Source organism: Mesorhizobium sp. WSM4821 (genome assembly GCF_055901555.1).
The window spans coordinates 6,749,078-6,769,777 of sequence record NZ_CM148371.1; the positions used below are offsets into that span (position 1 = coordinate 6,749,078).

The following is a 20,700-nucleotide window of genomic DNA, read 5'->3' on the forward strand; positions in this document are numbered from 1 at the left end:
GTGGCTCAATTTCAAGGAGTCACAACATGGCAACAGATACGGTGGTCCGCGCGCGGATCGATACGGCGACAAAGGCTCAGGCAACGGAAGCCTTGGCGGCGATGGGATTGTCCGTTTCCGACGCCATCCGCTTGCTGCTGGTCCGCGTCGCTGCCGACAAGGAGCTTCCGTTTCCGGTGAAAGTGCCGAACGCAACCACTCGAAAGGCGATGGCCGAGTTGGAACAAGGCAAGGGCAAGCGTTTCGCCTCGACCGATGAGTTGTTCAAGGATTTGGGAATCTGACGTGCTGACGCCCGTTCGCTCCGGGCAATTCCGCCGGGATGTAAAGCGTATGGAGAAGCGGGGCAAAGACCTTGGCAATTGGGCGAGCTTATACGCCTGCTAGAGCGGGATGAGATTACCTCCAGTCATATCCTGAGTTTGCGAAATAATTTGAGCACTCGACAGGTGTGACGCGGTTGAGAATCTGGCCGATGGCGTCGCAAACCGTTTCGACGGTCCGTTTTGCGGCCTTTCGCAGCCAGTGCTTGAGCTTGGCGAAGAGCTGTTCGATCGGATTGAGGTCGGGCGAGTATTTCGGCAGGAAGAAGAGCCTCGCGCCGGCGTTTCGGATCGCGCGGCGCACGGCCTTGCCTTTGTGACTGCCGAGATTGTCCAAGACGACGATGTCGCCCGGACGAAGGGTCGACGAGAGAACCTTCTCGACATAGAGGAGGAACCTCTCGCCGTTGATCGGCCCGTCGATGAGCCAAGGCGCGTCGACGCGATCCTGGCGTAGCGCTGCCAGGAAGGTCATTGTCTTCCAGTGGCCATTGGGAACTTTGGCCTTGATCCGCTGTCCGACCGGCGCCCAGCCCCTGAGCGGGGCCATGTTGGTCTTGGTCCAGGTCTCGTCGATGAACACCAGGCGGGCGGGGTCGATCCGGCCCTGATACTGAACCCACTGCGCCCGCCGGCGCGCCACATCGGGACGGTCCTGCTCGGCGGCGATCAGCGTCTTTTTTTATGCGACAGCCCCTCGGCGTGCACGAACTCCCACACCGAACGATAGTCGACCTTCAGGCCGCGCTCGCCAAGTTCGGCGACAAGCCCGCGCAAGGTGAAGGCCTTATCCCGGCAACGCTCGACCAGCCAGTCGCGCCACGCCCCCGATATCTTCTTCGGCTTATAGCCGCCGACCTGGCGGGGCTTGACGCTGCCGGTCTCCTCGAAAAGCTTCAGCCACTCGATCGCCGCGCTGTAGCTGACCCCAAAGCGAGCCGCCGCCGCACGCCGCGACATGCCCTCCTGCTTGACCGCTGCCACAACCCGTTCGCGAAGGTCCATCGAATATGATGCCATCCATGCTGGCCTCCTTCCCAGCATCGATGTTGAATCAGATCATTGCTGATTTGGGAATCCTACGACTCCTACAAATCCCATCCCGCTCTAGTCGCCGAACATGAGCTGCCGGCGACCTATAAGGATCACCCTCTGAAAGGCGACTGGAGAGGCTATCGTGACGCTCATGTGGAGCCGGACTGGCTCTTGATCTACCGCGTTGCCGGCGATGAACTACACTTGCTCGCACTGGCTCCCATTCCGATCTGTTCAACGAGTGAAGATATCTTCGGCGAAAAGTCGCCTGCAGCAATTTTGCTGCAAGCGCCTCTCAGTTCCAGTTTACGCCAATTCCACGCACCAGCTGGAGATTGGTTGGATTTGTCCGCTTATAGCAGACCGCTACTTCGCGTTCGGGTTCGGCATCCAGGCCGGCATCGCGACATCAGCATGGGCGAACTGCGGCAGCTTGGCCGAGAGGTCTTCCATGTTCTTGATGTCTTTGTCGATCAGATCCTTCTGGGTGATAAGTGTCGGCGGCACGATGACGTTGTGGCCGGGGTCTTCGCCGGCCAAGAGCTGTGCCAGAGCGCGCACCGAGACCTGGCCGACGACGGCCGGGTTGGTGGCGGCGGTTGCCGCCCAGGCGCTGTCGGGCTCGCGCATCGCTGCGATGTCGGAGGTCGAGATGTCGGCCGAATAGATCTTGATGTCCTTGTTGAATCCCGCCTCGTCGACGGCGATCTTCACGCCCTTGGCGAATTCGTCATAGGGCGCGAACATCACCTTGATGTCGGGGTTGGCGGAAAGCACCGAGCGGGCCTGGTTGGCGACGGAATTGGCGATCGGATTGTCGAGTGTGCCAAACATGGCGACTTCATTGATGCCGGCATACTTCTTCTTGACGTCGACCCAGGTCTCGTTGCGGCGGTCGAGCGGCGCGATGCCCGCGACATAGACGTAGCCGGCCTTCCAGCTCTCGCCATTGTCCTTGATCGCCTGTTCGAGCGCGAGGCGTGCAAGGTCGCGGTCGGACTGCTCGATCTGAGGGATTTTGGGGTTTTCGACATTGACGTCGAAGGCGACGACCTTGATGCCGGCGTCGACCGCGCGCTGCGCGGCTTCCTTCATCGATTCCGTCAGCCCGTGCTGGATGATGATGCCCTGGACACCGAGCGCGATGGCCTGGTCGACCATGTCTGCCTGGAGAGCTGCGTCCTGACGACTGTCGAGCACGCGCAGATCGACACCAAGCGCCTTGGCCTGCGCTTCGACGCCGGACAGATAGGCCTGGAAGAAGTCGCCGGTCGAAAGATAGCGCACCAGCGCGATCTTGACGGTGCCGGGTTTGTCGAACGGCGCCGGCTTGTCCTGCGCCATCGCCGGCACCTGCATCAGCAGCGCGGCGCCGGCAAGCCCGAGCGCTGTCTTCCCCAATAGTCTTCTTGTGATCTTCATGTCGTTTCCTCCACTTGTTGAACTCAAATTTCAGCCGGTCGAAATCCTATCTGTCGAAATCCTACCTCCTGCCCCTGCCGGAAAGGGCGAAGGTAAAGACGAGGGCAACCACGAGCACCACGCCCTTGATGAAATCCTGCGTGTAGTAGGGCGCGTTCATCATCGTCAGACCCTGCAGCAGCACGCCGACAAACACCGCGCCGACAGCCGTGCCGAAGGCGTTCGGCTTGGCGGCGCCGAGGACCGCGTAGCCGATGAGCGCCGCGGCCACTGCGTCGAGCAGGAGATTATTACCTGACGCGATATCGCCGCGTCCAAGCCGGGCCGCGAGCAAAATGCCGCCAATCGAGGCAAAAACCCCTGAAATAACGTAGGCCCAGATTTTGTATGCCTTGACAGGCGCGCCGGCGAGCTCGGCAGCCCGTTCGTTGCTGCCGACCGCATACATCATGCGTCCAAAACGCGTGTATTCGAGAAAGAACCAGATCAGCACCGCCAGCACGAGCAGGACGACGACCGATACCGGAATGAGATTGGGGATGAAGAAATCGAAGCGGTGACGGCCGAGTGCCAGGAAGGCGGCGCCGAACGTACCGTTGGCGACCGAGCCGTCGGGCATCGTCATGCCGGTGGCGATCGAGCGGCCTTCGGTCGGGATGCGCTGCAAGCCGACGAGCAGGAACATCATGCCGAGCGTCGCCAGAAGGTCCGGCACGCGCATATAGACGATCAGCCAGCCATTGATGAGCCCGACAACGGCGCCGATCAGGAGACAGGCGGCGACCGCGACGACGGCGTTCTGCTCCAGCACCACCATGACATAGGCGGCCGCCATCATGGCGCTGGTGGCGACGGAGCCGATCGACAGGTCGAAGCCGCCGACGACCAGGGTGGCGGTGACGCCGAGCGCCAGCACGCCGGTGATGGCAACCGACTGGAAGATGAAAACCGCACTCTGCGGCGAGACGAAACCGTCGGCGGCGATGGCGAAATAGCCGATCAACCCGAACAGCAGGACAATGAAGCCATAGCGGATGGCATGGTCGCGCGCGGCTGCCATCCTTACCCAACCCGAACTCATGCAATCTCCATTCCACGTCCCATTATCCGCCCGCCCTCATGCCGCGCTGTGCAGCGGCCCGCCCGCCACTTCGGCCAGCAGGCGCTCGAGATCGATGTCGGCGTTGCGATGTTCACCGACGATCGTCTGCTCCGACATCACCAGGATGCGGTCGGCGGTCTCCAGCGCTTCGTCCAGTTCGGTGACGAACAGCAGCGTCGCACGGCCGTTCGCGCTCGCCCGCAGCTTGGCTGCGATATCGCGCCTGGCGGAAATGTCGACGCCCTGGAACGGCTCGTCCAGAATGAACAGTTTCGCCGCCTGCGACATCCAGCGGGCGACCATCACCTTCTGCTGATTGCCGCCGGAAAGGGCCGACATTTCGTCCTTCTCCGAGCGGCAGACGATGCCCAGCTCCTGGATCTGCCGGCGGGCGGCGGCGCGCTCGATACGGCGCCTGAGAACGCCGAGACGCGACATCCGCTTGTGGAACGGCAGGCCGATGTTTTCCTGGATGTTGAAGTCGCCGACGATCCCGCTATCGGCCCGGTCCTTGGCGACGAGAAACACGCCGGCGGCGATCGCCTCGCCTGTCGATTCCGGAGCATAGGGCTTTCCGTTCAGCACCATGGTCCCGGACAGCGGCTTGCGCACGCCAAACAGCGTCTCGGCGAGCGCCGTCTTGCCGACGCCGACGAGGCCGGTGATGGCGACGACCTCGCCGTCGCCGAGCGTCAGCGAAATCGGCCGGGCGCCTTGTGCGATGCGCAACCCGTCGATCGTCATGACAGGCTTGGCCGAATTCCTGGCGACGATCCGGTCGAGGTGGATCTTGCGGCCGAGCATGGCGTTGACGGCGCCTTCATAATCGAGCGGCTTGCGGTCGAAAACACCTGAGATGACGCCGTCGCGCATCGAGACGATACGGTCGGCAAGCCGCCGGATGTCGGACATGCGATGCGAGATGTAGAGAATTGCGACGCCATGCTCGCGAAGCCTGTCGAGCAGCGCGAAAAGCCGGTCGGCCTCGACGCTGGACAATGAGGAGGTCGGCTCGTCGAGGATCAGCACTTTCGGCTGGTGCGCCATGGCGCGGGCTATCGCCACCATCTGGCGATCGGCCAGCGAGAGATCGCTGACCCGGGCCTTTAGGTCGATGGCCAGCCCCATGCGGTCGGCAACCGCCTTCGCCTCGCGGCGCACCCGGCCTGGATTGAACAGCGTCGGCGCGCCGCTCCCGCTCAGCCTGTCGAGCGTCAAATTGGTGGCGACGTCGAGATCGGCGACGACACCGTCATTGATGTTTTGATGGACGGTGACGACGCCGGCGCGGATCGCCTCCGCCGGCGTGTTTGGCACGAATTCCTGGGGCGCCAAGTCTTGGCCGACAAGCTGCATCGTGCCGCCGCCGCGCTCGTAGACGCCGCTGATGATCTTGACCAGGGTGGATTTGCCGGCGCCGTTCGCGCCCATCAGCACGGTCACTTCGCCGGCATGCAAATCGAGCGAGACGCCGCCAAGCACCTCGATGTGGCCAAAGGATTTCCTCAGGCCGTCCACGCGGAACACGGCATCATTGCCCATTCATTCCTCCCTGACCGTGACGCTATGGGCTATTTCAGCAATTGTCAATACGATTGACAATTGCCAGAGGGCTTCCTAGCTTGGCCCAACCGCCACGGCTCCACTATGATCGGCAGCGCAGAAGACGGGAGGGTGAGAATGAGTGGGAAATTGCCGTTCGAAGCACTGTCGGTCGAGACCTTGCCAGCACGTCTCGGCGCCAACGAGGCGCTGTGTTCGAGGATCGGCAAGGAGACAAGCCGCTGGAAGGTCCGCGAGGTCGGCGACGGCAATCTGAACTTGGTCTTCATCGTCGAGGGCGCAACGGATAATGCCATCGTCAAGCAGGCCCTGCCCTATGTTCGCCTGGTCGGCGACAGCTGGCCGCTGCCGCTGAAGCGCTCCTTCTTCGAGTATCACGCGCTGACACGGCAGGAGGCGCGGGCGCCCGGTTCGGTGCCGGCGATCTATCACTTCGACGAAGGCCAGGCGCTGATCATCATGGAGTATCTGTCGCCGCACATCATTCTGCGGCGGGCGCTGATCGAAGGTCGCCAGCTACCCAACATCGCCAGGGACATCGGCCTGTTCATGGCTCGCACCCTGTTCCGTGGCTCCGATCTGCATATGGCGACGAAGGACCGCAAGGCCGATCTGGCGCTCTTCGCCGACAATGTCGAGCTTTGCGACATCACCGAGAACCTGGTTTTCTCCGACCCCTATTTCGATGCCAAGATGAACCGGCATACCAGCCCGCAGCTCGATCGCATCGTCGCCGAGTTGCGCGCCGACCGCGACCTCAAGGTCGAGGCGCAGCGTCTGAAGCACATCTTCGCGGCCAATGCCGAGACGCTGCTGCATGGCGACCTGCATTCCGGCTCGATCATGGTCACCGACTCAGAAACGCGGATGATCGACCCCGAATTCGCCTTCTACGGCCCGATCGCCTTCGACGTCGGCATGCTGCTTGCCAATTTCTGGATGGCGTTCTTCTCGCAGCGTGGCCACGAGCAAACCGGAAAGCGCGACGCCATGCGCGCCTATCTGCTCGATGTGACCGTCGAGACGTGGTCGGTGTTCCGCACCGAGTTCTCGCATCTGTGGCGAACAGAGCGCACCGGCATGCTCTACCAGAAGAGCCTGTTCGAGGATCAGGGCGACAGGCTTGGCGCCGAACAGGCGCTCGACCACATGCTGCATTCGATCTGGACCGACATGCTGGGCTTTGCCGGCGTCGAGGTGCACCGGCGCATCCTTGGCCTCGCGCACAATGCCGATTTCGAGACCATTGCCGACGAGGATCTGCGCGCCACATGTGAGGCAAAGGCGTTGAAATTCGGCCGCCATATCGCCGTCAACCGGCGCCAGATTTACAGCATCGACGAGGTCAACACGCTGGCCGCGCTGATTGAACGGGAGAGCAGCATTTGAACGTCGGCGACCGCCACTATCGCACCATCTGGCTGAGCGACGACGAGCGTTCGGTGGAGATCATCGACCAGCGCTGGCTGCCGCATGATTTCCGCGTTGAAAAGGTCGGCACCGTAGCCGGCATCGCCACGGCGATCCGCGACATGTGGGTGCGCGGCGCGCCGCTGATCGGCGTCACCGCCGCCTATGGCGTTGCCATGCAGATGGCCGACGACCCTTCGGATGCAGCGCTCGATGCCGTCTGGGAGGTCTTGCACGAAACGCGCCCGACCGCGATCAACCTGCGCTGGGCGCTCGATGAGATGCGAAAGGTCCTGCGGCCGCTTCCGCCCGGGCAACGCACCGATGCCGCCTACCGGCGCGCCGGCGAAATCGCCGATGAGGATGTCGGCCTCAACCGCGCCATCGGCGTCAACGGGCTTGACATCATCAGGGAGATCGCGGCGCGCAAGCGGCCCGGGGAGCCGGTCAACATCCTGACCCACTGCAACGCCGGCTGGCTGGCCACCGTAGACTACGGCACCGCCACCGCGCCGATCTACCTGGCCGCTGAAGCGGGCATTCCCGTTCACGTCTATGTCGACGAAACCCGCCCGCGCAACCAGGGCGCCCAGTTGACCGCATGGGAGATGGCCGGCCACGGCGTGCCGCATACGCTGATCGTCGACAATGCCGGCGGCCATCTGATGCAGCGTGGCCAGGTCGACATGGTCATCGTCGGCACCGACCGCACCACCGCCGACGGCGACGTCTGCAACAAGATCGGCACCTATCTGAAGGCGCTGGCCGCCGCCGACAACGACGTGCCGTTCTATGTCGCGCTGCCCTCGCCGACCATCGACTGGACGGTGGGTGACGGTCTGGCCGAGATCCCGATCGAACAGCGCTCCAGCGACGAGGTCTCGCTGGTCTGGGGCAAGACCGCGAATGGCGAGATTGCGCAGGTCCGCATCTCGCCGGACACGACGCCCGCGGCAAACCCGGCCTTCGACGTGACGCCGGCGCGGCTGGTCACCGGATTGATCACGGAACGCGGCGTCGCCAGGGCGTCGCGCGACGGCCTGAAGGCGATGTTTCCCGGACGCGGCTGACCCGGCTCCCCGCATAACGTGAAACGGTAGCAGCGGACCACCGGCGAGACATCAAGACTGCCGGTCTTGCCGGTTCCCGGAAAGACCTGCCCTCACGGCTGCGCCTGCAAGACATGGGCACTCCGACCTCGATCCACGCTTATGATCCCGAAAGGCCGCTGCCAGCCGGGTGCAGCCAGCCGCGCGCCAGCGCCATGGAATTGGCCTTCTTGAACTGGTTCTCCGTCCCAATTCGGATTGCCAAGTCATGGTAGTGTGATTATACCAGTTGCTAAGGTGACGATCGGCAAGTCCGCCGTTCGAGGTCAGGAGTGACGACTAGATGACAACGATTGCGCTGTTTGGTGCCGGCGGAAAAATGGGTTACCGGTTGTCGACCAATTTTCGCGGCTCCCCCTACACGATACGCCATGTCGAGGTCAGCGAGGCCGGCCGCGAGCGGCTGAAAACGGGGCTGGGCATCGACGCGGTCAGCGCCGATGAGGCCCTGAATGGCGCCGAAGTGGTGATCCTGGCGGTTCCCGACACGCATATCGGCAAGGTGGCGGCCAGCATCGAGAGCAAGCTTGCTTCCGGTACCATGGTGGTCGTTCTCGACGCCGCGGCGCCTTTCGCCGGTCATTTGCCGAAGCGGCCGGACCTGACCTATTTCGTCACGCATCCGTGCCATCCGCCGATCTTCAACGACGAGACCGACATGGCGGCGAAGAAGGACTATTTCGGCGGCGTCAAGGCCAAGCAGCATATGGTCAGCGCGCTGATGCAAGGGCCGGAGGAAGATTTCACCAAGGGCGAAGCGATCGCCAAGATCATCTGGGCTCCGGTCATGCGGTCGCATCGCGTCACGGTCGAGCAGATGGCGCTGCTCGAGCCCGGCCTTTCCGAGACTGTCTGCGCATCGCTGCTCGTCGTCATGAAGGAGGCGGTCGACGAGGTCGTCGCGCGCGGGGTCGATCAACAGGCGGCGCTCGATTTCCTGCTTGGCCACATGAACGTGCTCGGCGCCGTCATCTTCGGCGAGACCAAGGGCGTTTTCTCGGATGCCTGCAACAAGGCCATCGAGTTCGGCAAGCCGGTGCTGATGCGCGACGACTGGAAGCGGGTCTTCGAGCCGGAAGAGATCGCGGCGAGCATCCAGCGTATCACCTGAGGCGGAAGCAACCGGAAATCATGGAAGTATTTTGAGCCGTCCGCCCCCGGGCGGCTTTTCATTTGATCGGTTTACAGCCTCAACAATGCGGTTGTGGCCCGGCATCGAGGACGGCAATCTCATGCAACGCCGGCTGATCCTGACTGATTTCTCGTGCTGGCCTTTGCGTGACCGGCGCGTCCTATGTCACCGCGGTGACCCTGCCCGCCGCATCGAGGCGACAGCCTACTCGCGCCTGCCGAACCTCGATGCCGCCCTGTCTTGCGTAGTGTATGCGCACCTCGATCCGCGCCGTGAGTGCGCCCCGACGTCGCTGGCGCAACGGACCTGCGCTTACCGCGTGAACACGTACGGCACCAAGGGGCTTCGCAGCCGACGCGATCGCCGTGCGGCAGGCGAGCACCACAGCGGGTGGGATACCGGGTTTCGCTTTCAGTGAAAGTCCCAACGGATAGCCATTGGTGATCGGCGCCAGCACGTCGCGACCAGTTTCGGAAGGCCTGAGGGCGCGTGGCAGGAAGGCGAATAGCCTCGCGGCCTTGGCCTTGGCAATGGCTGGCGTGATGCCGGCAGAACCTACGGACGGGTCGCCTGGCGTACTTCCTGGAGCGGTGCCCAATCCGGACGAATGGTCGCCCACACCGACACCTGCAGATAGGCCCCCGCTGGCGTCGCCGAGGCTGCCGCTGACGCCAAGTCCGGCGCCGAGTGATCCGCCGCCCGCGCTGACCGATCCGCCAAGGCTTGCTCCCCCTACTCCGCCGACGCTCGCACCACCCGTCACAGAGGCGCCGCTAGAGCCGACGCTCACACCAGCACTGACACCGACACCGCCAACTTTACCGCCAAGCCCCGCATCAAGAGCCGAGGCAGGGCCAATTGCCATCGCGATTGTCAATGCGGCTGCGACGTATTTATTCATTACCACTCCTCCTGCGCCATGTACTTCGGCTCACGGAAATTCCCTCAGCGATCAGCCTTCACTAGCGAGAGCCGGGCTTCGGCGGTCGCGTCGGGAGCAATGCGTCGGGAAGCGCGATGGTCGCCATTACAACAGGTCGCGACGGCTTTTTGACCTTCACTTTGTGGGTTTCCCGCAAGGGTTGACGGGCTGGTCGTGCCGCCGAGCGTGCAGACACATCTGTACGTGAAGTTGCGGTGGCCCGCGCTTTGGGAGTGCGCTTCATACGCTCGGTGCGACGCTCACCCTGGGCCTTGACGATGTCTATTGCCTTACGCGCGGCGCTGAGGTCGCGGGCCAGACCCATGGCCTTGTTGCGCTCCTGCTCCAACGCCGCGCTCAGTTTCATCGAGACGCGGCTCGCTTGCAGCTTTGCCGCGTCGCGTTCTTGGCGAACACTGTCGAGATCACGTGCGGCTGAATCTGCCCGTTCGCGTTCTAGTTCAAGTGCGTCGCCAGCTCGCTTTAAAGCCGCCTCGGCCACCTGTCGGTCCTTGATGGCCTCGGTCCGCGCGACCGCAGCCAGATTCGCGCTTGTCTTAAGAGCGTCGATAGTTTGGCGCGCCGCGCTGAGTTCGCGTTCGAAGCGCTCAGCCTTGTGCCGCTCCTCATCAAGCGCTCGCCGCGCCTCGGCCAGAGAGGCCTCCATGGAGCGACGCGCTTCAAGCACGGCGGCCTTCTCGCGGTCCGCGAGAATGGCGTTGGCCTTTAAGCCTTTGGTTTCGCGTTGCGCAACTTCCAGATCGAGCGCGAGACCTTCGGCTCTTCGCCGCTGCTCTTTTAGGGCTTGTCCTTGTCCAGCCATCATGTCGGCTACCGCACGTGCCTGCGCGCTGGCGTCGCGTGCGCCGCGCTGCATCGCGCCCAGTTCCGCTCGCGCCGCCGCCAATTCGCGGCCCAAAACCGCCTCATGGTCGCCGCCAGCCGGCTGCACGCTCTTCTTGAGCGCGTCGACTTCCCTGAGCGCCGCAAAGAGCTTCTGTTCCAGTAAGCCGCGGTCGGTCCGTACCGCAAAGAGCTTCTGTTCCAGTGCGCCACGGTCGGTCCGTACCGCATCGAGTTCCTGCATCAAGGTGGCGGCCCGTTGACGCTCCGTCGCAAGGTTCTGATTGTATCGGACGGTACCATTGCTAGCAGTCTGGCGAGCCGCAAGTGCTTCCCGGCGAGCTGCCGCAATTTCCAAACGAGCGGCCGACAGCTCGTTCAGCAGTGCATTCATCTTCAACCGTTCCCCTTCCAGAGCTTGCTGTCGCTCCGCTGCGGGCTCCGAAGTCATGTCGGAACCGCGCACGCTCGGTTGCGCCTCGACCTGGCCCTTCTCGACACCGGTGCGTTCCGAAGCCCCGGCCGAGGGGCTCTCATCGGCCGCGCCCGCCGGCGCTTCGGGCGCTTTTTGTTTGCCCGGGTGTTCCACCGAACCGGTTATGTCCGAGGACGGATCTTGAATGCGTTTGACGGTTGTATCCGCCCGTTCTTGACGGCCGCTCCTGGCTTGCAAGCGATCGGAAATCAGCTCTGCCAGCTCCTTCTCACGCAGACCTGCGGCGACAATGTTGCCGATCATTGGAAGGTCAAGCGTGCCGCTTGAGTCGATGGTGAAAGTATTGTTGAGCTGCAACGCCTCCAAAACGCCGTCGCGCAGGGCAGTCCACCGCCAAACGCGCAGTTCGATCGTGTCTCGCGGGGCAAGTTTTTCGACAGTCCTCGAGCGAGCGGTTGCCGGAGATTCCAGCATCAGGACGAGGCAGAACGAGATGAGGCATAGCATGGCGCTGCACCTCCCACCGCACATGCCATGGAATAAAGTCAGATGCCGTCGGTTACCAGAGTTTGGCGCGGGGCTGCAGGATGTCGGCTTGGCACTCTGCACATGATTCATAAATGAACCTCATCGGCAACGAGAGTCCTTGCCGCGAACGGATTCATAGCAAACCCGCGCACGCTGGCCGCGGGAAAAATGACACGGCCAAAGAGGAATACTAGCAAAGCCTGCGCGCAGCGCTGAGCACCGAATAAAGCTTAGGAGCATCTCCTCTTTTTTACTTATTTATTACGCTCCCGCCCGCGCGTTATACCTCTTACGGTGGTGGTTATCCGGCCTGGCCAGCCGCCGGCTCAGTGGACCGGCATATGGGCGACCTTCATCTAAATCGCATCCACGGGCGAAAAAGCGGCTTCGTGCTCCTCACAGGGATGCAAGCAGATGTGAAAATTGTCATCGCCAGACGGAATTACGAACCCAATATCGGTGTTGGTCGTGACTCGCTGATGGCCGCCTGGCCTTGAAATGACAACCGAGCCATCCGGGTCACCGTCGTGCTGAGAGACCCTACCCACATTCCCCACCACCAGCGCGTCGACATTCGTGATCGGCCACGTCAAGAACGAGGCAGGTATCAGGCGACGAGATCACTGTTCATCAGATACATATCATCTGAATTTGTGGTTGACTCATTATACCAGTTGGCTTAGCTGTTGAGATGGCTTTGGCCAGCCGAGGCCGGCGCGAAAATTGGGCAGGTGGCAGGTGGAGGGGCAGCCTGAGGACGGAACCGAACAGGACGATCCGCCAGGTGAGCCGGCAAATGACCGATCCGCCACACCGGACACGATCGCCTGACGAACTGGGATGCATTTCAGCCTGGCCGCGGAGGCACGGGCTTCTTTCAAAAGGGAGGACTTCATGAAACTCACTCGCAGAATGACACTTGCGGCTTTCGCCGGCATGCTGGCGCTTGGCACCGCCGTCCCCGCCTATGCGGCGGATCTCATTGCCATCATCACGCCTTCGCACGACAACCCGTTCTTCAAGGCGGAAGCCGTCGGCGCGGAAGCCAAGGCCAAGGAACTCGGCTATGAAACGCTGGTGCTGGTTCATGACGACGACGCCAACAAGCAGTCGGAACTGATCGACACGGCGATCGGCCGCGGCGCCAAGGCGATCATCCTCGACAATGCCGGCGCCGACGCCACGGTCGCCGCCGTGCAGAAGGCCAAGGACGCGGGAGTTCCGTCCTTCCTGATCGACCGCGAGATCAACGCCACCGGCGTCGCCGTCGCGCAGATCGTCTCCAACAACTACCAGGGCGCCCAGCTCGGCGCGCAGGAATTCGTCAAGCTGATGGGCGAGAAGGGCAATTTCGTCGAGCTGGTCGGCAAGGAATCCGACACCAATGCCGGCATTCGATCGAAGGGCTATCACGACGTCATCGACGACTATCCGGACCTGAAGATGGTGGCGCAGCAGTCGGCCAACTGGAGCCAGACCGAGGCCTATGCCAAGATGGAATCGATCCTTCAAGCCAATCCCGACATCAAGGGCGTGATCTCCGGCAACGACACGATGGCGATGGGCGCCCATGCAGCACTCGTCGCCGCCGGCCGCAAGGACGTCATCGTCGTCGGTTTCGACGGATCGAACGACGTGCGCGATTCGATCGCCTCAGGCGGCATCAAGGCGACCGTCCTGCAGCCGGCCTATGCGCAGGCGCAGATGGCTGTCGAGCAGGCCAACGACCTCATCAAGAACAGCAAGTCTCCGGCCGAGGAAAAGCAGCTGATGGACTGCGTCCTGATCAATGGCGACAATGCCGCCAAGCTGGAAACCTTCGCGCTCACCAACTGAGCCGGCGCGTGACATCAATCGCAAGGGACGAATCTCGGTTCGTCCCTTGCATCATTTCTCTGAGTGACCGCCATGCCGAACAAGCCGACATGCTGAACAAGCTGACGTGTCCGATCCCTGCCGTGCCGATCCTTGCGGCGGTGGTCGGCATCGGCCTGACCGCCTGCAAGATCCTGCCGACACCGTCAGCGGAAAATGGCGGCAATGCGACGGCCTTCAATGCGGACAAGATGGTCGGGGATATCTGGACCACGAAGGTCGTGCCCTATCTCCGGCAGAAGGCCGGACCATTTCCCGAGGTTCACGCCCTGGCGAAGGCCGATCCTGCCGCAGCCGGCGCCAAATACGGCAATCCAAGCAAGCAGGCGAATTCGCCGTGGACCTTCGCGGTGAGCCTGGAAGGCAAAGTGGTCGCCGCAAACACGCAATCGCGCGCGGCGACGGTCGATGTCGATGCCGACGGCGACGGCAAGGCGGATGCGCGGGTGCAGATCGGACCTGCGATGCGTGGGACCGCGCTGCGCGACAGCCTCGATTTCATCCAGTTCAACGATTTCACCAATCAGATCGACTTCGCCCAGTTCGGCAAGGCGTTCAACACCCATGCCGACAAGACGGTGCTTTCCAAGCTGCCGCGCGAAGGGCTGGAAGGCCGGAGCGCAAGGGTTGTCGGCGCCTATGCCGTGGGAAGCGGTCAGGACTTGCCGCTGGTGACGCCGGCGGAGGCAGAGATCGGGCCAAAGCCATGACTGCCGCCATCGATCACGACGTCATCCTGAAGCTGGAAGATGTCTCGAAGGTCTATTCTGGCACCGTCGCGGTCAAGCGCGCGAATTTCGAGGTGCGCAAGGGCGCGGTCAATGTGCTGGTCGGCGAGAACGGCGCCGGCAAATCGACGCTGATGAAGATCATCGCCGGCGTCGAGCAGCCGACGCTCGGCCGCATTCTCCTGGAGGGCGAGGAGGTTTCCTTCTCGTCATCAGGGGACGCGGTGAACCGCGGCATCGGCATGGTGTTCCAGGAGTTGAACCTGTTCGGCAACCTGACCGTCGCCGAGAACATCTTCGCCACGCGCGAGATCACCAACCGGTTCCGCAAGATCGACAGCAAGGAACAGGAGCGCCGCGCGGCGGAATTCCTGGAGCGGCTGGAAGCCGGCATCCGGCCCGACATGCTGGTCGAGGACCTGCGCATCGGCCAGCAGCAGCTTGTCGAGATCGCCAAGGCGGTTTCGCTCGATGCGCGCATCCTGATCATGGACGAACCGACGTCGGCGCTGAGTGCGGCGGAAGTCGAGATCCTGTTCAGGGTGATCGCCGACCTCAAGGCGCGCGGCGTGGCGATCGTCTACATCTCGCACCGGCTCGAGGAGCTGATCCGCATCGGCGACACCATCACCGTGCTGCGCGACGGGCGGATCACCGGTCAGGAGGAGATGAAAAACGTCGATACGCAGTGGATCGTGCGGGAGATGATCGGCTCGGACGCCAAGGACTTCGCCAAGGCCGACGGCCATGTTCCGGGCGAAGAGATATTCCGCGCCGAGGACATCTGCCTGCCGCGCGTCACCGGCGGGCTTGCGGTCGATCATGTCTCGCTGTCGCTGCGCGCCGGCGAGATCCTCGGCATATACGGCCTGATGGGCGCCGGGCGCAGCGAGCTGTTCGACTGCATCATGGGACGCCACGGCCATGCGACCGGAACGATCTTCATCGCCGGCAAGAAGGTCAGAGAACGCGACACGACGCGACGCATCCGGCGCGGGCTGGCGCTGATCCCCGAGGACCGCCAGCGCGAGGGGCTGGTGTCGATCCTCTCGGTTGCGAGCAATCTGACGCTGGCCAGCCTGTCGCGGTTTGTCCGTTTGTTCCACATAAGCGGTGCCAAGGAAAACCGGGCGGTGACGCAGATGGTGCGGGAACTGGCGATCAAGGTCGCCGACCCGGCACAGGAGGTCTCCTCGCTGTCGGGCGGCAACCAGCAGAAGGTGGTCATCGGCAAGGCGCTGCTCACCGGACCCAAGGTGCTTTTGATGGACGAGCCGAGCCGCGGCATCGACGTCGGCGCCAAGGCGGACGTCTTCCGCACCATGCGCAAACTGTCCCGCGACGGACTGGGCATTCTTTTCGCCACCTCCGACCTCGACGAGGTGATGGCGCTGTCCGACCGGATCGCGGTGATGAGCAATGGAAAACTGACCGGTATGTTCGATCGCGCCGAGGCGACGGAGGCGGCACTCGTCGCCGCATCGGCGCTTGGCCACGGACCGGTACCGCACACGGAGAGCCACGCCCATGACTGACATCCCGGCCAAGGCTGCTGTTGCCTCCGCCTCGAACGGCTCCGTCCTGCTGACGCTGATGAAGGCGAGAACGTTCATCGCGCTGATCGCCGTCCTGATCTTCTTCTCGATCGCGGCGCCCAACTTCCTGTCGGCCGCCAATCTGATCCTGATGTCGAAGCACGTGGCGCTGAACGCCTTCCTGGCGATGGGCATGACCTTCGTCATCATCACCGGCGGCATCGACCTCTCGGTCGGCTCGATCGTCGGCCTGTGCGGCATGGTGGCCGGCTATCTCGTGCTCAACGGGGTCGACCTGCAGATCGGCTACACGATCTATTTCAACGTGCTTGAGATCGCACTCATCACGCTGGCGGTCGGCATATTGATCGGCGCGGTCAACGGATTGCTGATCACCAAACTGAATGTCGCACCGTTCATCGCCACGCTCGGCGTGCTCTATGTCGCGCGCGGCCTGGCGCTCCTGTCGTCCGATGGCCGCACTTTCCCGAACCTCGTGGGCAAACCCGATCTGGGCACGACGGGGTTCGGCTTCCTCGGCGCCGGCCGGCTGCTCGGCCTGCCGGTCTCAATATGGATTCTGGTCGTCGTGGCACTTGGGGCGGCCTATCTGGCCAAATACACTCCGCTCGGCCGCCACATCTTCGCCGTCGGCGGCAACGAACGGGCGGCGCGGATTTCGGGCGTCAGGGTCAACATGGTGAAGATGTTCGTCTACATGTTCTCCGGCTTCTGCGCGGCGATCGTCGGCCTGATCATCTCGTCCGAACTGATGGCCTCGCACCCGGCGACCGGCGAAAGCTTCGAGCTCAACGCCATTGCCGCGGCGGTGCTCGGCGGCACCTCGATGTCGGGCGGCCGCGGCACGATCGGCGGCACCATAGTCGGCGCCTTCGTCATCGGCATTCTTTCCGACGGGCTGGTCATGATGGGGGTGAGCTCGTTCTGGCAGATGGTGATCAAGGGTCTCGTCATCATCGTCGCCGTCGTCGTCGACCAGGCGCAGCGCCGGCTGCAGAGTCGCGTGACGCTGATGCAGATGGCAAAGGCAGGCTGATGGCGGCGTCCTTCAGCGGAGCGCTGATTGGCTGCGGCTTCTTTGCCGTCAACCAGATGCACGCCTGGCGCGGCATTCCCGGTGCTGCAATCGTCGCCATCTGCGACCGCGACCCGGAACGGCTCAAGGTCGTCGGCGACCAGTTCAGCATTGCGCGGCGCTACACCGACGCGGCAGCACTTTTTGCCGGCGAGAAACTCGATTTCGTCGATATCGCCACCACCGCGCCGAGCCACCGTCTGCTTGTCGAGATGGCGGCGCGGCATCGCGTTCCGGCAATCTGCCAAAAACCGTTCGCGCCGACGCTTGCCGACGCCAAGGCCATGGTGAAGGCCTGCGCCGACGCCGGCGTGCCGTTGATGGTGCATGAGAATTTTCGCTGGCAGTCGCCCATCCAGGCGGTGCGTGCCGTGCTCGACAGCGGCGACATCGGCCCGCCCTTCTTCGGACGTATCTCGTTCCGCTCGGCCTATGACGTGTTTTCCGGCCAGCCCTATCTGGCGACAGGAAAGCGCTTCATCATCGAGGACCTCGGCATCCATAGTCTCGACATTGTCCGCTTTCTGCTGGGCGACGTTTCGGCTATTACTACGCGAACCGCTCGCATCAACCCTGACATCGCCGGCGAGGACGTCGCCACCATGCTGATAGACCACAAGAACGGCACGACGTCCGTGGTTGATTGCAGCTATGCGACCAAGCTTGCCACCGAGCCGTTTCCGGAGACGCTGGTCGAGATCGACGGCAGCGACGGCACGATCCGGCTCGAGCAGGGATATCGCCTTACCGTTACCAGCAAGAACGGCACGAGGATCAGCGACGTCTCGCCGCCGCTGCTGTCCTGGGCGTCGCGGCCATGGCACAACATCCAGGAAAGCGTCGCCGCCATTCAAAAGCACTGGGTCGATTGCCTTGCCACGGGCCGGGAGCCGGCGACCTCGGGTGCGGACAATCTCAAGACCCTGGCGCTGGTCGAAGCCGCCTATGCGGGTGCTGCGAGCCGGGAGCCGGTGCAGCTCGACGGGTTGCTGAGATGACAGCAGACGCCTTCCTCCTCTATGGCACGCCCGCGGTCGAGCCCCAACCGGTCAGGCTGCGCGCCGGCTCGCTGACCGCGGACTTCGTCAACGGCAATCTGCGCACCATCCGCCATGACGGCGTCGAAGTGCTGCGCGCCATCGCCTACATCGTCAGGGATCGCGACTGGGGCACCTACGAGCCGGCGCTCACAGACCTGACTATCGACCAGGGCGCCGAGACTTTCTCCGTCAGCTACTCGGCAAGCTGTGTCGGGCCAGAGGGAAGCCGGCTCAGCTTTCGCGCGACGATCGAGGGTTCCGCCGACGGCCAGCTGGTCTTCGACGTGAGCGCCCTGCCCGAAAGCGATTTCGAGACCAATCGCTGCGGCTTCTGCATCCTGCATCCGATCGCCGGGCTGGCCGGCAGCCCGGTGACGGTCGAGCACACCGACGGCAGCGTGGTGGAAACAAAGCTCCCGCATCTGATCGACCCCTGGCAGCCTTTCAAGGATTTGCGGGCGATCACCCATGAGGTCCGGCCTGGCGTCACCGCCGAATGCCGGATGGAAGGCGACGCGTTCGAAATGGAGGACCAGCGCAACTGGTCGGATGCGTCCTACAAGACCTATGTCCGGCCGCTCGCGCTGCCATGGCCCTATGTGCTGCCTGCCGGCGAGACGCTGCGCCAGACGATCCGCTTGCGCATCTCCGGCGAGGTGGAGGCTCCGGCTGCCGCGGCAACCGCCGAACCTGTCCGCGTCGAGCTCGGCGAAGCCGGGCCGGTGCTGCCGGATATCGGCGTGATCATCTACCCGGATGAGGCCGATGCAGCGCTTGCAAACCTGCCGATGCTGTCCGCGCTCGGCCCGCAGCAGCTGATGTTCCACTACGATCCAACACGCGGCCACGGGCTCGACGCCTTGCAGTCCTATGCCCGGCTCGCCGCCGCCTACCCGGGCGAGACGACCCTCGAATGCGTGGTTTCCGGCACGGGCGATCTCGATGCCGAGCTTTCCGGTGTCGCCGGCATGGTGCGTCAGGCCGGGCTGAAGCTTTCCGCCATCGCCGTGTCGCCTTCGGTCGACCGGCAGTCGACGCCGCCGGGCAGCGCATGGCCGCAATGCCCGCCGCTCGAAGACGTCTATGGCGCGGCGCGGCGCGCCTTTCCCGACATCCGCCTCGGCGGCGGCATGTTCAGCTATTTCACCGAACTCAACCGCAAGCGCGTTCCAAGCGGCCTGCTCGATTTCGTCACCCACTGCACCTGCCCGATCGTGCATGCCGCCGACGATCTCAGCGTCATGCAATCGCTGGAGGCGCTGCCTTTCATCACCGCTTCGGTACGGGCGATCTTCGGGGCAAAACCCTACCGGATCGGCCCATCGACGATTCCCATGCGACAGAACCCCTATGGCGGCGCGACCAAGGCCAATCCGCACAATCAGCGCATCGCCATGGCCAATCGGGATCCGCGCCATGCCGGCCAGTTCGCGGCAGCATGGACAATCGGCTATGCCGCGCGCGTCGCGCCGGCCGGGCTGGAGATGCTCACGCTTTCCAGCTTTACCGGACCGTTCGGCGTGCTGGCGTCGTCGGATGAACCGGCCGAAGAAGGTACGCCCCGGCCGATTTTCCATGCCGTGAAGGGGCTTTGCGAACTGGCCGGCCACCGGCATGTGGCGGCGAGCACAACCGACGAAGCGCGGTTGGCCGCAGTGGCCGCCCGTTCTCCCTCTGGCAAGACTGTCGTCTGGCTGGCGAACCTGACGGCGAGCGATGTGCCGGTCGATATTTCCAGGCTCGACCGACGCCAGTTTGTGATGGCACCTTACGCGATCACCCGGATCGGGTAATCAGTCGCCGGAATTCATCACATAGAGCGCGCGCGAGCGTTCGAGGTGCTTGATCATCGCCTTTTCGGCGCCTTCAGCATCCTTCTGCTCGATGCGCCCGATGATCTCTTCATGCTCGGTCAGCGTGAACTTTTCCTTGCCGGTCCAGATCAGCATTTCGGTGTGGTATTCCTTCAGCCAGCCAAGCATCGCCTCACTGACGGCAACATAGATAGGGTTGCCGGATATCGCCGCGATCTGGGTGTGAAACTTCATGTCGGCGGATATGAAGGCTTCGGAATCGCCGCGAAAGCTCCGCTGTTCGGCAACGGTCGCCCGCAGCCTCTGCACGTCTTCGGCGGTGGCCTTTTCGGCAGCTTCCCTGACCATGCCGCGCTCGAAGAAGATGCGCGCATTCTTGAGATGCTCCAACGTGTCCTTCGACGACGACAGGATGATCTTGGCCGCTCCGTCGACCTGCTTGATGATCGACTTGGCGGTCAGTTGCAGCACTTTCGCCCGCTCGCCATGCGAGATCGCGACGAGGCCCATATTGCTCAGCGCCTGCATCGCCTCGCGGATCGCCGGCCTGCCGACCTCGAAGCGCTCCATCAGTTCGCGCTCCGACGGCATGTCGTCGCCCGGCACCAATTCACCGCTGGTGATCAAGCGCTTCAACCTCAAAAACACTTCGTCGGAAAGCTTGCGCCGGACGATCGGCTCCGAACGGTTCATCGTCGCGAATCACTCCTTGGACCGAGGTCTATTTAGCATTGTCGCCATGATTCCCAGAATGCCTGCCCGAGCAGGATATTGCTTGCAATACTTA

At 63.1% G+C, this 20,700-nt stretch carries 18 protein-coding genes and 1 pseudogene; 12 read left to right on the forward strand and 7 right to left on the reverse strand.

Features of this window, described 5'->3' with window-relative positions; all coding sequences use genetic code 11:
* The first annotated feature begins 26 nt into the window (after nt 1-26).
* Nucleotides 27-284: a type II toxin-antitoxin system RelB/DinJ family antitoxin gene (locus tag AC0NID_RS32955; RefSeq protein ID WP_473454381.1), complete on the forward strand. Its 258-nt coding sequence runs from the start codon at nt 27-29 to the stop codon at nt 282-284.
* Between the two features lie 115 nt (nt 285-399).
* Here the strand turns inward: AC0NID_RS32955 and AC0NID_RS32960 are convergent.
* Nucleotides 400-1,343 (reverse strand): IS630 family transposase gene (locus AC0NID_RS32960; protein WP_474033382.1). Its coding sequence is split into 2 segments (ribosomal slippage): nt 400-1,007 and nt 1,007-1,343, totalling 945 coding nucleotides; the frame shifts between segments, so codons are not numbered across the junction.
* Nucleotides 1,344-1,385: 42 nt separating this feature from the next.
* Here AC0NID_RS32960 and AC0NID_RS32965 point away from each other — a divergent pair.
* A pseudogene (locus tag AC0NID_RS32965) lies at nt 1,386-1,511 on the forward strand (type II toxin-antitoxin system YafQ family toxin); the annotation flags it as partial.
* A gap of 213 nt (nt 1,512-1,724) precedes the next feature.
* Here the strand turns inward: AC0NID_RS32965 and AC0NID_RS32970 are convergent.
* From AC0NID_RS32970 to AC0NID_RS32980, 3 genes are all read right to left on the reverse strand, one after another.
* Nucleotides 1,725-2,780: a substrate-binding domain-containing protein gene (locus AC0NID_RS32970; protein WP_473456620.1), complete on the reverse strand. Its 1,056-nt coding sequence runs from the start codon at nt 2,778-2,780 to the stop codon at nt 1,725-1,727.
* A gap of 61 nt (nt 2,781-2,841) precedes the next feature.
* The gene (locus AC0NID_RS32975; RefSeq protein WP_473456619.1) at nt 2,842-3,861 is read right to left on the reverse strand and encodes an ABC transporter permease; all 1,020 of its coding nucleotides are present in this window, start codon (nt 3,859-3,861) and stop codon (nt 2,842-2,844) included.
* 36 nt (nt 3,862-3,897) lie between these two features.
* Nucleotides 3,898-5,424 carry a sugar ABC transporter ATP-binding protein gene (locus AC0NID_RS32980; RefSeq protein ID WP_473456618.1) on the reverse strand — a complete coding sequence of 509 codons (1,527 nt, stop codon included), beginning with the start codon at nt 5,422-5,424 and terminating at the stop codon, nt 3,898-3,900.
* Between the two features lie 138 nt (nt 5,425-5,562).
* On the opposite strand from AC0NID_RS32980, the gene mtnK reads away from it, so the two are divergent.
* The 3 genes from mtnK to AC0NID_RS32995 all read left to right on the forward strand — a co-directional run bounded on the left by mtnK (nt 5,563) and on the right by AC0NID_RS32995 (nt 9,075).
* A complete protein-coding gene (mtnK, locus tag AC0NID_RS32985) occupies nt 5,563-6,834 on the forward strand; it encodes an S-methyl-5-thioribose kinase (RefSeq protein ID WP_473456617.1) in 1,272 nt (423 codons plus the stop codon).
* Entirely contained in the window at nt 6,831-7,925 is a 1,095-nt protein-coding gene (mtnA, locus tag AC0NID_RS32990) for an S-methyl-5-thioribose-1-phosphate isomerase (RefSeq protein WP_473456616.1), read from the forward strand. The genes mtnK and mtnA overlap by 4 nt, the downstream gene beginning before the upstream one ends.
* A 322-nt stretch (nt 7,926-8,247) precedes the next feature.
* Nucleotides 8,248-9,075, forward strand: coding sequence for a phosphogluconate dehydrogenase C-terminal domain-containing protein (locus AC0NID_RS32995; RefSeq protein ID WP_473456615.1), 828 nt, complete (start codon nt 8,248-8,250; stop codon nt 9,073-9,075).
* Between the two features lie 181 nt (nt 9,076-9,256).
* On the opposite strand, the gene AC0NID_RS33000 is transcribed toward AC0NID_RS32995, so the two are convergent.
* Nucleotides 9,257-9,997, reverse strand: a complete 741-nt coding sequence (locus AC0NID_RS33000; protein ID WP_473456614.1) for a hypothetical protein — start codon at nt 9,995-9,997, stop codon at nt 9,257-9,259.
* Nucleotides 9,998-10,058: 61 nt separating this feature from the next.
* The gene (locus tag AC0NID_RS33005; protein ID WP_473456613.1) at nt 10,059-11,804 is read right to left on the reverse strand and encodes a polysaccharide biosynthesis/export family protein; all 1,746 of its coding nucleotides are present in this window, start codon (nt 11,802-11,804) and stop codon (nt 10,059-10,061) included.
* A 362-nt stretch (nt 11,805-12,166) separates the two neighbouring features.
* Here AC0NID_RS33005 and AC0NID_RS33010 point away from each other — a divergent pair, with 362 nt between their 5' ends.
* The 7 genes from AC0NID_RS33010 (at nt 12,167) to apnL (ending at nt 19,892) form a co-directional block, all read left to right on the forward strand.
* Nucleotides 12,167-12,322, forward strand: a complete 156-nt coding sequence (locus tag AC0NID_RS33010) for a hypothetical protein (protein ID WP_473456612.1) — start codon at nt 12,167-12,169, stop codon at nt 12,320-12,322.
* A gap of 397 nt (nt 12,323-12,719) precedes the next feature.
* Nucleotides 12,720-13,661: a substrate-binding domain-containing protein gene (locus AC0NID_RS33015; RefSeq protein ID WP_473456611.1), complete on the forward strand. Its 942-nt coding sequence runs from the start codon at nt 12,720-12,722 to the stop codon at nt 13,659-13,661.
* 89 nt (nt 13,662-13,750) lie between these two features.
* Nucleotides 13,751-14,410 (forward strand): DUF2291 family protein, encoded by a 660-nt coding sequence (locus tag AC0NID_RS33020; protein ID WP_473456610.1) that lies wholly within the window; start codon nt 13,751-13,753, stop codon nt 14,408-14,410.
* Entirely contained in the window at nt 14,407-15,963 is a 1,557-nt protein-coding gene (locus AC0NID_RS33025) for a sugar ABC transporter ATP-binding protein (RefSeq protein ID WP_473456609.1), read from the forward strand. Before AC0NID_RS33020 ends, AC0NID_RS33025 begins: the two co-directional genes overlap by 4 nt.
* Nucleotides 15,956-17,020, forward strand: coding sequence for an ABC transporter permease (locus tag AC0NID_RS33030; RefSeq protein ID WP_473456608.1), 1,065 nt, complete (start codon nt 15,956-15,958; stop codon nt 17,018-17,020). The genes AC0NID_RS33025 and AC0NID_RS33030 overlap by 8 nt, the downstream gene beginning before the upstream one ends.
* Nucleotides 17,020-18,057, forward strand: coding sequence for a Gfo/Idh/MocA family protein (locus AC0NID_RS33035; protein WP_473456607.1), 1,038 nt, complete (start codon nt 17,020-17,022; stop codon nt 18,055-18,057). The genes AC0NID_RS33030 and AC0NID_RS33035 overlap by 1 nt, the downstream gene beginning before the upstream one ends.
* Nucleotides 18,054-19,892: a D-apionate lactonase gene (gene apnL / locus AC0NID_RS33040; protein WP_473456606.1), complete on the forward strand. Its 1,839-nt coding sequence runs from the start codon at nt 18,054-18,056 to the stop codon at nt 19,890-19,892. The genes AC0NID_RS33035 and apnL overlap by 4 nt, the downstream gene beginning before the upstream one ends.
* Here the strand turns inward: apnL and AC0NID_RS33045 are convergent, their stop codons facing one another.
* A complete protein-coding gene (locus AC0NID_RS33045; RefSeq protein ID WP_145713607.1) occupies nt 19,893-20,606 on the reverse strand; it encodes a transcriptional regulator NanR in 714 nt (237 codons plus the stop codon).
* Nucleotides 20,607-20,700: the final 94 nt, after the last annotated feature.